The 11,002-nt window shown below is 46.0% G+C and carries 10 protein-coding genes, 2 tRNA genes, 1 pseudogene and 1 CRISPR repeat array; of the genes and pseudogenes, 8 read left to right on the top strand and 5 right to left on the bottom strand.

Annotated features, from left to right (window positions below):
- The first annotated feature begins 36 nt into the window (after window positions 1-36).
- Window positions 37-112 (top strand) — tRNA-Ala (locus tag J7L64_01070).
- Window positions 113-207: 95 nt separating this feature from the next.
- On the opposite strand, the gene J7L64_01075 is transcribed toward J7L64_01070, so the two are convergent.
- Together J7L64_01075 and cobO are read right to left on the bottom strand one after the other, a co-directional pair.
- Window positions 208-282, bottom strand: a tRNA-Val gene (locus J7L64_01075).
- 53 nt (window positions 283-335) lie between these two features.
- The gene (gene cobO / locus J7L64_01080) at window positions 336-869 is read right to left on the bottom strand and encodes a cob(I)yrinic acid a,c-diamide adenosyltransferase (GenBank protein MCD6450946.1); all 534 of its coding nucleotides are present in this window, start codon (window positions 867-869) and stop codon (window positions 336-338) included.
- Window positions 870-991: 122 nt separating this feature from the next.
- Here cobO and J7L64_01085 point away from each other — a divergent pair, with 122 nt between their 5' ends.
- The 3 genes from J7L64_01085 to J7L64_01095 all read left to right on the top strand — a co-directional run bounded on the left by J7L64_01085 (window position 992) and on the right by J7L64_01095 (window position 4,966).
- Window positions 992-2,605, top strand: coding sequence for a S8 family serine peptidase (locus J7L64_01085; protein MCD6450947.1), 1,614 nt, complete (start codon window positions 992-994; stop codon window positions 2,603-2,605).
- 101 nt (window positions 2,606-2,706) lie between these two features.
- A complete protein-coding gene (locus J7L64_01090; protein ID MCD6450948.1) occupies window positions 2,707-3,330 on the top strand; it encodes an outer membrane beta-barrel protein in 624 nt (207 codons plus the stop codon).
- 22 nt (window positions 3,331-3,352) lie between these two features.
- Window positions 3,353-4,966 carry a S8 family serine peptidase gene (locus tag J7L64_01095; protein ID MCD6450949.1) on the top strand — a complete coding sequence of 538 codons (1,614 nt, stop codon included), beginning with the start codon at window positions 3,353-3,355 and terminating at the stop codon, window positions 4,964-4,966.
- Window positions 4,967-4,969: 3 nt separating this feature from the next.
- Here J7L64_01095 and J7L64_01100 read toward each other — a convergent pair whose 3' ends face one another.
- From J7L64_01100 to J7L64_01110, 3 genes are read right to left on the bottom strand one after another with little or no spacing between them, the layout of a single operon-like run.
- On the bottom strand, window positions 4,970-6,415 hold the full coding sequence (locus tag J7L64_01100; protein MCD6450950.1) for an RtcB family protein: 1,446 nt from the start codon (window positions 6,413-6,415) through the stop codon (window positions 4,970-4,972).
- Between the two features lie 20 nt (window positions 6,416-6,435).
- Window positions 6,436-6,882 carry an archease gene (locus tag J7L64_01105; GenBank protein MCD6450951.1) on the bottom strand — a complete coding sequence of 149 codons (447 nt, stop codon included), beginning with the start codon at window positions 6,880-6,882 and terminating at the stop codon, window positions 6,436-6,438.
- Complete coding sequence (locus J7L64_01110) at window positions 6,876-8,027, bottom strand: site-2 protease family protein (GenBank protein MCD6450952.1); 1,152 nt, start codon at window positions 8,025-8,027, stop codon at window positions 6,876-6,878. Before J7L64_01110 ends, J7L64_01105 begins: the two co-directional genes overlap by 7 nt.
- A gap of 212 nt (window positions 8,028-8,239) precedes the next feature.
- Between J7L64_01110 and J7L64_01115 the strand changes: the two genes are divergently transcribed.
- From J7L64_01115 to J7L64_01130, 4 genes and pseudogenes are all read left to right on the top strand, one after another.
- Window positions 8,240-8,659 carry a nuclear transport factor 2 family protein gene (locus J7L64_01115; protein ID MCD6450953.1) on the top strand — a complete coding sequence of 140 codons (420 nt, stop codon included), beginning with the start codon at window positions 8,240-8,242 and terminating at the stop codon, window positions 8,657-8,659.
- A gap of 544 nt (window positions 8,660-9,203) precedes the next feature.
- Window positions 9,204-9,401 (top strand): winged helix-turn-helix transcriptional regulator, encoded by a 198-nt coding sequence (locus J7L64_01120; GenBank protein ID MCD6450954.1) that lies wholly within the window; start codon window positions 9,204-9,206, stop codon window positions 9,399-9,401.
- 177 nt (window positions 9,402-9,578) lie between these two features.
- A complete protein-coding gene (locus tag J7L64_01125; protein MCD6450955.1) occupies window positions 9,579-9,902 on the top strand; it encodes a ferredoxin family protein in 324 nt (107 codons plus the stop codon).
- 102 nt (window positions 9,903-10,004) lie between these two features.
- Window positions 10,005-10,455: pseudogene (locus J7L64_01130) on the top strand (arsenical-resistance protein).
- A CRISPR array of direct repeats spans window positions 10,456-11,001; the repeat unit is 34 nt; unit sequence GTTTCAATCCTTGTTTTAATGGATCGGCTTCCTC.
- The last annotated feature ends 1 nt before the right edge of the window (window position 11,002 follow it).

The raw sequence follows: 11,002 nt of genomic DNA on the forward strand, positions 1-11,002 counted from the left end.
AATGTGGGGAATGTCTGTTATTAATTAGAATCGAGTGGGCGGTTAGCTCAGGAGGGAGAGCGCTGCTTTCGCACGGCAGAGGTCACCGGTTCGAATCCGGTACCGTCCACCATTTTTATTTTTACCCTCTTAAAGTAGAAAACTGAAGAGGTCCTTACGCATCATCTAAACAGCCAGATTCCTCTCCCAAAAGAAGACAAAAAATAATGGTGGGCGATGCTGGACTCGAACCAGCGACCTCTTCCGTGTGAAAGAAGCGCTCTACCACTGAGCTAATCGCCCACCTTACATTTTATTCTTTACCCCGTTAAACTCGGTTTGTCAACCCAAATCTATCAGAAGTCTATCCCCCGGATGGCGGGGATTCCTTTACTATAAGGGTGTTTCACCTCCTTCATCTCGGTGATGAGATCGGCATATTCAGCCAACTCCTCAGGAAACCCTCTTCCGGTCAGGATGAGATGGACATCCTCTGGTTTCTCCTTAATTAACCCCAACACATCGTCCGCAGACAACAACCCCAGGCTCAGCGCCAGGTTTATCTCATCGAGAATAACGAGTTGATACCTCTGGGAGAGCATCTTCTCCCTCGCTATCCTGAGCCCTTTCTCCGCCGCCTCCTTATGCTCCGAAGGAGGGAGGGTATCTCCACGGATCTGATAATATCCCCTCCCTGTCCTTATCAACTCGAAATCTGGAGAGAGCCGGGTTATCGAATTCGCCTCTCCGTAGGGAAACTCACCCTTTATGAACTGGATCATAACCACCTTCATCCCTTGGCCTACTGCACGGAGTCCCACCCCCAGGGCAGCGCTTGTCTTTCCCTTTCCTTCACCGGTAAAGGCGATAACTAAACCCTTTGCTTTCATATCTTCTCGATTCTAAATAAAAAAATAAAAATAGAAAAGAATAAACTTGAAAGGAGAGCTATTCTATTCTTATAATTTTCTAAACTGAAGATGTGTTTATTCATTAACTCAGGAGTATGACCATGAGAAAAGTGATATTAATCCTCGCTTCGTTCTTAGCGATCGGCTTGCTTCTCAATCTCGCCATAGGTGAAGAAGGAATAATCGAGAAAACCAATCTCAGCGGTAAAATCACCTTACCCCCAAAACCGCTTCCCAAGCTTACCAGTGCCATTTCCCATCTCTATCGTACCTATCGAGAAAGAGGGCTTCTACCTGCCCTTCGCACTGCAGAGGCTGAAGGGATAAAAACGAGCTATAATACGGTTCAGGTTGTCGTTGAAGGGGAGAGTAAAAGAAACATCTCCTCCATCTCGTCAAAGATAGAGGAGCTCGGAGGAAGAATAGAAACCACCTATAAAAACCTCATTCAGGCTCGTATTCCTATTTCGGAACTCTCTCGTCTCGCAGATTCTGCCGAAGTGAAACTTATCAGAAAACCCCTAAGACCTTTCCCCCAAAAGGTGAGCGAAGGGTATGGCATAATCGGAGCATCCTACTGGAACAATGTCCGTTTTCGTCCTCCACAGTCACCGGTCAAGGTGGCTATTCTCGATCTCGGATTCAAGGGTTATAAACAACTTCTTGGAAGTGAACTTCCGGAATCGCCGATCCTCAAGTCCTTTCGCTCCGACTACGATATAGAGGCGGAGGAGGAGCACGGAGCTGCTTGTGCCGAGATAGTCTACGATCTTGCCCCGGAGTGTACCTTTTACCTGGTCAATTTCAGCACCGATGTGGAAAACCACCAGGCGGCGCAATACCTGGTATCGCAAGGGGTGGATATAATCTCTTATTCAATCGGCTGGTTCAATGCAGGTGCCGGCGATGGAACTGGTCCCATCTGTGAGGATGTAGATTACGCCCATGAGCATGGAGTAGTCTGGGTCTGTGCAGCAGGGAATGAAGCGGAGGAGCACTGGGAAGGTACATTTACTGACCCCGATAACGATGGTTGGACTTCGTTTGTCCCAGGTGATGAAACCCTCACTATCTATGCTGGAGCAGGAACAGAGGTGTATATATTCCTCAACTGGGATGATTGGTATAACTCAAACCAAGACTACGACCTCTACCTTATGGATGAGAATATGAACATCGTTGCCTCCTCAGAAAATCCTCAAGATGGGAACGGTTGGCCTACGGAAGAGATCCATTATGTTCCACCAAAAACTGGTTATTATCACATCGGGATAAAAAAATATAAAGCTACCAGAAATGTAAAACTGGAGATATTCGTGTGGAATGCCTGGATGGAATATACAGTTGCTTCTGGCAGTCTAACCATTCCAGCAGATTCGCCTAATGCGATTGCGGTCGGTGCCACCCACTGGATTGATGATTCTTTAGAGTACTACAGCTCCTGGGGACCTACCTCGGATGGGAGGATCAAGCCAGATTTTTGTGCGCCAACCGGAGTGACTACCGCCTCTTATGGCTATCAAGGTTTTTACGGAACTTCAGCAGCCACTCCTCATGTGGCAGGGGCAATCGCTTTGATCAAATCGAGGATAGGCTTATTCAGCTTCGACGATATCTATAAATTCTTAATCGCTCGAGCTATAGATTACGGGGACCCAGGCAAGGACAACAAATACGGCTATGGAAGAATAAATATAGGCCCTCCTACAGAATAAATAAAATCTTTTTAGGAAGGAATGGATTGATTTTTATCTAAATTTATTGTAAAATTTAGTAACAAAGAGGGGGAGTTTTAATTTAGGAAAAGGAGTTTAAAATGCTGAAAAGGATTGGGTTCTATTTATTGGTATTGATGGCTATTTCTACCATCGTAATCGCCGATCCCGAAGCAAAGAAAGGAGCAATAAGAGGACGCTTCGCCTATGCCAAGTACCAAGAAACTCAATATACCAATAGCGGATGTGGCGAGTTTGAGATTGTTTTTCGTCCCGCAGCAAAATTCGAGATCGGGGTGGGAGTGGGATACTACCTGACCAAATCCAACGGCAACTGGTTAAGCCCGGGCAACTTCTATCAAATGCCGATAGATATCCTCTTCCATGTGGTTCCCAACCCTAATGGTAAGGTCTCGCCCTATTTCGGAGGTGGGGCGAGTTACATCATCTTCAACTACCAGATGAACGCCCAGGAAGCCCTTTCCAATCTCGGCTTCGAAGCGTCAGAAGAGGTTGAGAACTCCTTCGGCTACTTCGCTGGAGGGGGAGTGGATATCTCGTTGTCACCAAAAATAGGTCTGAATATCGATGTCAAGTATCGGATGATAAACGCCAATGCGACCGCTACCATCAGGGATACCTTCAGTGGGATCACCGCCTCCGATAGCACAACCTTGAAGGTAAACGGCTTTGTCTTAGGCGGCGGTATTACCATCCTCTTTTGATCACAAAGGAGGTTAAGAAACAATGAGAAAATTCCTTCTTTCTTTCATTGTTTTCGCCTCTCTCCTTTTAATCGTCGGGGCTTCCCACCCTGTAAAAGGGATAGCCTCTTCTAAAGGAGAAAGGGCGCTCATACCTATTGCGTTGGAAAAGCCGCATCCCAAGCTTACCTCCACCGTAGACTCCCTCATCAAGACCTATCAGAGGGAGGGGATCGCCCCTGCCCTCGCTTTGGCTGAGAAAAAGGGGTTGTCCACCAGCTACGATCTGGTGCAGGTAGTCATCGAAGGAAAGAGTGAGCTCGTCTCTACTACCATCAAAGGGAAGGTAGAGGATTTTGGAGGAAAGGTAGAGGTAAGGTGGAGAAATCTTGTCCAGGCAAGGGTCCCCATCTCCGAGCTGTTGCGGATAGCGGCACTTCCCGAGGTAAAGCTCGTCCGTGAGCCCTATCGACCTGTGCTTATGGATACGGTGGGAGAGGGGGTAAATGTGATCGGAGCGCCGGATTGGGCAAATGCCAGCTTCCATCCCCCTGCTCAACCGGTAAAAGTCGCCATCTTCGACCTCGGGTTCAAGGACTACCAGAACCTCTTAGGGACCGAACTGCCCAGCTCGGTGACGGTTAAATCGTTCCGCGCCGATTCCGATATCGAGGCAGGGGAGGTCCATGGAACCGCCTGCGCCGAAATAGTCTACGATATAGCACCAAACGCCGAGTTCTATTTAGTGAACTTTAACACCGATGTAGAGCACCATCAAGCCGTGGACTACTTCGTCCAACAGGGAATAAACATCGTATCTTACTCCATCGGCTGGTTCAATATAGGAGCTGGTGACGGTACAGGACCGATCTGCGAGGATGTCGACCAAGCTCACCAGAATGGGATCATCTGGGTATCGGCAGCGGGAAACGATGCGGAACACCACTGGGAGGGGACCTTCTCCGACCCTGACAGCGATGGTTGGAATAACTTCACCTCAGCCGATGAAACCCTCTCCATCTATGGAACTGCAGGATACCCCATCCGTGTCTACCTTAACTGGAACGACTGGTATCAATCGAATCAGGACTACGACCTCTATCTAACCGATAATGACGGCTTCGTCGTAGCCTACTCCGGGAACTGGCAGACGGGAACCCAGTGGCCCATAGAAGCCATCTACTATATCCCTTCGAGTTCCGGCTGGTATCACATTAAGATAAGGAAATACAACGCAACGAAGAATGTAAAGCTGGAGCTCTTCATCCTCGGAGCAAGCAGTATCCAATACATCGTTAGGGATGGCAGTTTAGTCATCCCCGCCGATTCTCCTAATGCGGTGGCAGTGGGAGCAACCTACTGGGGAGATGATTCCCTCGAGAGCTTTAGCTCCTGGGGACCAACTTCGGATGGCAGGGTGAAACCAGACCTCGCCGCTCCTGATGGTGTAACCTCGGTTGCTTATGGAGGATCGTTCTACGGCACCTCAGCAGCTACCCCTCATGTGGCGGGAGCGTTCGCCCTTATCAAGTCGAAGATCGGGCTTTTTAGCCTCAGTGATATATACACCTTATTAACAACAAGGGCGATAGATTACGGTCCCAGTGGGAAGGACAACAAGTACGGCTACGGCAGATTGAACCTGAAGAAGAAATAGAGATCAACCTTTAACTACTCCTAAGGGGCGGAGGCGAGCGACCATCAAACTGATGCCAGCTTTATGCATTACCTCAACCACATCCTCAACATTCTTGTAGGCTTCGGGCATCTCCTCAGCTAATGTCCCTCTCCCTTTTGCCATTACGACTATCCCTTTTTGAGCAAGTTCCCGGTCGATCGCCCTCCCCTTCCCCCTCTTTATCGCCTGAGAACGACTGAGCACCCTGCCGGCACCATGACAGGTGGAGCCAAAGGTCTTCTCCATCGCCCGCTTGGTGCCGACGAGGACGAAGGAATAACTTCCCATATCACCAGGGATAAGGACCGGCTGACCAACATCCCGGTACACCGCAGGGACCTCAGGATGATGTGGAGGGAAGGCGCGGGTCGCCCCTTTGCGATGGACGCATACCTTTATCTTCCTTCCGTTGAAGGTATGTTCCTCGATCTTGGCGATATTGTGACAGACATCATAAACCAACTTCATCCCAAGCGATTTAGGACTGATGGAGAGAGCCTTGTAGAAAGCCTCCCGCGTTAGATGGAGGAGCACCTGTCGATTAGTCCAGGCATAGTTGGCACCGCAACACATAGCAGCGAAGTAGTCCTCTCCTTCCTTTGAGGTTATAGGAGCACAGGCGAGCTGCCTGTCGGGAAGGCTTATCCTATATTTACCTGCCGCTTTCTGCATCACCTTTAAGAAATCGTCGCATATCTGGTACCCGAGCCCCCGGGAGCCGGAATGAATGAGTACCGCTATCTGCCCTTCGAATAAGCCTAATCTTTCTGCTACTTTTTGATCGTATATCTTATCCACCAGATCGATTTCGAGGAAATGGTTGCCCGAGCCCAAAGTCCCCACCTGATCCCGACCCCGCTCTAAAGCACGGTGGCTCACTAAAGACGGATCGGCTTGGGGTAAGCATCCCTCGTTTTCAGTATGGGAGACATCCTCGGGATCGCCAAAACCGTTTTCCACCGCCCAACGGGCACCAATAGCAAGTATCTTCTTCTCATCGGAAATGGAGAGCTTTTTGATAGCTCCAGAAGAGCCCACACCACAGGGAACGGTGGCGAAGAGAGAACGAACGAGGTCACGGATCTTATCCTTTACCTCCTCGTAGCGAAGATTGGTAACCGCGAGACGACAGCCACAATTTATGTCGTAGCCCACGCCACCGGGAGAGATCACCCCTTCATCGTAATCAAAGGCAGCAACCCCCCCGATAGGGAAACCATATCCCCAGTGGATATCAGGCATTGCCAAAGAATAACCGACGATACCGGGAAGATGAGCTACATTTGCCACCTGGGTAGGACTTTCGTCATCTTTTAAGATCTCCATTAACTTCTCACTGGCATATATCCTGCCCGGTACTCGCATACCACCGGTCTTCGGTATCTCCCAGAGGTATGGTTCTATCTTTCTGAGTTCATATTTTCCCATAACTCCCTCCTTCGGGTGAGCTAAGTATCAAATATCACCCTTGCTCCCCAAAGAGCGTTAATCTTTTTAACTTCAAGCTGATGGTAAGTAACCGCTTTTATCTCAAGTAATAATTGATGTCTTGTTGGATCATACCTTTCGCCAAAGGCTTTAGCCCGGAGGATGTTATCCCCAAGCTCCTCTACTTGAAAGTGGGAAAAGATAAGATGATCGAGCGAAAACCGATATAGAAGCTCCCCAAGCCAGGAATGGAGAAGATCCTCTAGGCTCTCCTCCTCAAAAGAGAAACTAAACGCCTTCTTCTGAGATACGGAATCAAGCGAAGCCATAAGATGAAACATAGCAAAGGCAGCGTTTTCAAAGAGCTCCGGCAAACTCTTCCCAAAAACCTCGATGCCGACATCCGCAGTATGATCGATTAGACGATATCTACCACAGATAAGGGGGAAAGAGGGTTTACTCACCATCCTCCAAACTTCCTCTTCAGGTGAAAGAGTTTAAGGACATCCCCCCGGGTGATGATGCCGACCAGCCTCCCATCTTCAACCACAGGTAGAGATTTCTCTCCCGAATAAAGCATCTTCTTAAAGGAGGAGGCAACATCGTCTTCGGGAGAAATGATTAGCTCTTTAGGAAGGGTCTTCATCGCCTGATAAACCTCGGTTTCGCTCCAGAGCTCCCGGGGAACCTCCTTCACATCATCAACGGTAATGGTTCCCAAAAGCTTCTCACCATCTACAACCGGGAAGCAATTATAGCGATAACGGAGGAAAAACTCCTTTACTACATAATCGAGGGCAAGCTGAGAGGAGACAGAAACTACATCTTCGTTCATCGCCTCTTTTACCTTGATCCCGGCTATGCTTCCAAGAAGATTAGCAAGCTCATACGCCTCGGTTGCCGCCTGCTGGAGGAAAATCCCGATCAGGATCAACCAAGCACCGTTGAGAAATCTACCCCAGAACAGATTGATAAAGCCGAGGAAGAGAAGTATGTTCCCGAACCACCGCCCCACATTGCTCGCGGTCTTGGTCGCTTTCTCCTGATCCCCGCTCTTCTTCCAAAGGTGAGCGCGGAGGATCCTTCCTCCATCGAGAGGAAAACCAGGGATAAGATTAAACAGAGCCAAGATAAAGTTTATAAGAAATAGGTAAAAGAAAATAGTAACGGCGATGGAACTGGGCGAGACTGCCTTTACAAATTGAGAAAGTCCCCAGAACAAAACAGCTAAAACTAAACTGCTCAGCGGCCCTGCTATCGCCATTCTCAGTTCAGTCTTTGCATCCTCAGGCTCCTTTGCGATCTGGGCAACACCGCCGAAGATGAAAAGGGTAATCCCCCTTATTTTAAGGCCATGGGCTAAAGCAACCAAGGAATGACTCAGCTCATGAAGGAGAACGGAAACAAAAAGGAGAAGGGTGCTTATCAACCCTGCCACCCAGTAGGTCGAAGTAGCGAGATAAGGGCGAGCCTGAGGGAAATAACCGGTAGCTAAGGTCCAAGCAATCAGGGCGAATATTATGAACCACGAGTAGTTCAAGGAAATTTGAATCCCAAAAATCTTAAATAGCTTTATCCCACCTTTTGCTATCACTCGTTCTTTAATGGGCACTTTTTCCTCCTCATTAAGTGACACTTAAATATAGTCTAAATCCGGTGATTAATCAACTACAATATCTATTTAAAACAAGTGTCCCTCCGACTCACCATCTCAACATCCAAGATAAAAATGACTTAGCAGAATAAAAACAGGAAAATTGAGTCCAAAGCTGATCTTATATTAATCAAAGCAAAACCAAAAGACGGAGGAGAAACAATGATACCTTGTTTTTCATCCCGGGAATGATATTCTCCCTGCCTAAAAAACAACTCACTCTCAAGGAGACTTACGATCGGTATATCGAAGCGGTTCAAAAACGCGATCTAAAACCGCTTATGTCCACCGTCACCGAAGGCAAAGATTTCACCTTCCTCCCTTCTTCAGGTAGGGTAATCTCCAGTCCGGAGGGATATAGCAGATTTCATATTCGCTGGTTCTCATATCCAGATTGGACGATCGAGTTTAAACTTGAGGAGTGGTGCCAAAGTGCAGAATATGGATACTTTCGAACTTGGTATCGCTACCGGGAAAAGGATAAAAAGGGGGTCTGGCACGAAGAGGAGGCTTACTTCACCCTGATCTTTCATAAAGAAGCTAACGGCTGGAAGGTAGTCTACGACCAGATAACACCGATCCACAAATAAGGGGAGAGGCAGAGATGTAGATAAAGCATTTAAACAAGCTTATGCATTCATTTTTTTCTCCCATATGAGGGACCTTCCCGCTCTCCTGAGAAATAGAGCTACTCTTCTATCTCCTTCTAACTGCTACTAATGAGCTCTCTGCCGAAAGCAGTCTCAATCCTAAATTTTAATGAGCCTATTGCTCCTACTTTCTTTGAAAGTCGTATCCTTATTTCCTGTCCCAATACTATTGATGAACTTTCTGCCGAAGGGGGTTTCAATCCTTGTTTTAATGAATCGGCTTCCTCAACTAAAGTGTCCTTCCGACTTGACCGCACAAAGGAGAAGGCAGGGAAAATAAAACCCTCTTTTTCTATGAATTCTGGAAAGATAAAGAAGTTATCTTTTCCTACAATAAAAATAGTTTTTGCCTTTCGAAGAGGGAAATTAAAGTTCAGCACGGCTGACAAATCAAATTAGATAGGCCACCAAGAAAAAGGCTTGACAGAGTAGATATTTGTTGATTATATATAAATATGCAAATATTTGAATATAAGGAGAAGGCATGCGAGAATTAATTAAGGTGCGAAGGACATTATCTGATAAAGTGAGACTTTGCATTCTGAAAATTCTTCAGGAAGGGGATGAACTTTGTGTTTGTGAAATTATGCAGGCACTAGATATTTCACAAACAAGGGCATCTAGAAATTTAGGCATTCTCAGAAATGCAGGAATTGTAACCGGTAGACGCGGAGGGGTATAGATATATTTTTTGATAAACGAGAGAAAGATTAACGAATATCATTATGAACTAATAAAATCATTGCCTGAAGAAGAAATTGTTCAAAGGGATAAAGAAAAACTAAAGAGGGTAATGAAATTAGGTTCAAAATATAAATGCGTGAAAAACGAAAAGCATAAAGATAAGGAGGTTAAAAAAATGGCGTGGATAACAGGATATCCAAGAGAAAAGGTTAAATGGTATCCTACTATAGATCTAAGTAAATGCGTAAAGTGTGGGATGTGTATGAATTGCGGAAAAAATGTTTACGAATGGACCAAAGACGGTCCTAGGGTTGTACGTCCTTTTCAGTGTGTTGTAGGATGCAGCACTTGTGGCAATCTCTGTCTTGGAAACGCTATAACTTTTCCCGATATACAGGAAGTCAGAGAAATTTATAAAAAACATGGAATTTGGGCAAAAGTAAAAAAGCAATTGATTGAAGAAGGAAAAATTCAAGATTCATCTACGGGTGAAGAATAATAAGTGAACAAAAAAATTATCAATTTTTGAGAAATAGCTGATACCCCGTGTCTTGCCTCGCCCTCGCTGAGGGCATTTTTTTAGGGAAAGGTCCTAAGTCCTGTGGTTTTAACATTTTTCACCAATTAAGCAATCAAACCGTTTACCATATATCTGATTGCCACATTTTTGGGATACTTGTTCAAGGGCTTCCTACTTGGGACCGAAGTTATTAGAACGGGACAAGAAGTTAAGTTATGGAGAAGTTACATCTCAGGCGTTACTCTGCGGGGAATTACCCCTTGCACAGCTATGGTGTTGATGTGGAGTTACTTGCCAAAAAGTAATGATAGCCTTATCTTGGTTATGGTTGTCAATTCTCTGACAATGTTTGTACTCTATGCACCTCTGAGGGATTTTTACTTAGTGTAAATTCAATACCAATCCCTTGGAAAACAATATTGTTTTCAGTAATGATTTTTGTGGTTTTGTCATTGATTGCAGGATGCTTTTCACGAAAGTGGATTATTAAATCCAGGGGATTAGAATGGTTTTTAATACTAATTTTTTGCATTGACTCGCACCTTTTTTAATGGATCGGCTTCCTCAACGGTTGGCACAGGAAAATGAAATGAGGGAAGAAGAGGAGTTTCAATCCTTGTTTTAATGGATCGGCTTCCTCAACCCTATCGAAGGTTTTTTGAAGATATAAAAGAAGGGAGTTTCAATCCTTGTTTTAATGGATCGGCTTCCTCAACCTCTCCCGGAATTCTACTCCTGAAAGAGCGGGGTTGTTTCAATCCTTGTTTTAATGGATCGGCTTCCTCAACAACTTGTTTTCCCCGCTTTTCTATTAGTCGTTCAAGGTTTCAATCCTTGTTTTAATGGATCGGCTTCCTCAACAAGCTGTTCTCCACCTGTTGGAATGGTTTGGTATTGGGTTTCAATCCTTGTTTTAATGGATCGGCTTCCTCAACGGGAAGTCGTTGTAGAAGTAGAGGGAAAGGTAGAAGGGTTTCAATCCTTGTTTTAATGGATCGGCTTCCTCAACTTCTTGAGGTAGGGGACTTCCCCTACCTCTTTTTTGTTTCAATCCTTGTTTTAATGGATCGGCTTCCTCA

It is taken from the genome of Acidobacteriota bacterium (genome assembly GCA_021161905.1).
Taxonomy (GTDB): Bacteria; Acidobacteriota; B3-B38; order Guanabaribacteriales; family JAGGZT01; genus JAGGZT01.

What these genes read in the sequence shown, in the direction of transcription:
- J7L64_01100 (MCD6450950.1), bottom strand. Translation starts at nt 6,415, where the DNA reads ATGGGAAAATATGAACTCAGAAAGATAGAACCATACCTCTGGGAGATA.
- J7L64_01105 (MCD6450951.1), bottom strand. Translation starts at nt 6,882, where the DNA reads ATGGTGAGTAAACCCTCTTTCCCCCTTATCTGTGGTAGATATCGTCTA.
- J7L64_01095 (MCD6450949.1), top strand. Translation starts at nt 3,353, where the DNA reads ATGAGAAAATTCCTTCTTTCTTTCATTGTTTTCGCCTCTCTCCTTTTA.
- J7L64_01090 (MCD6450948.1), top strand. Translation starts at nt 2,707, where the DNA reads ATGCTGAAAAGGATTGGGTTCTATTTATTGGTATTGATGGCTATTTCT.
- J7L64_01085 (MCD6450947.1), top strand. Translation starts at nt 992, where the DNA reads ATGAGAAAAGTGATATTAATCCTCGCTTCGTTCTTAGCGATCGGCTTG.
- J7L64_01120 (MCD6450954.1), top strand. Translation starts at nt 9,204, where the DNA reads ATGCGAGAATTAATTAAGGTGCGAAGGACATTATCTGATAAAGTGAGA.
- cobO (MCD6450946.1), bottom strand. Translation starts at nt 869, where the DNA reads ATGAAAGCAAAGGGTTTAGTTATCGCCTTTACCGGTGAAGGAAAGGGA.
- J7L64_01125 (MCD6450955.1), top strand. Translation starts at nt 9,579, where the DNA reads ATGGCGTGGATAACAGGATATCCAAGAGAAAAGGTTAAATGGTATCCT.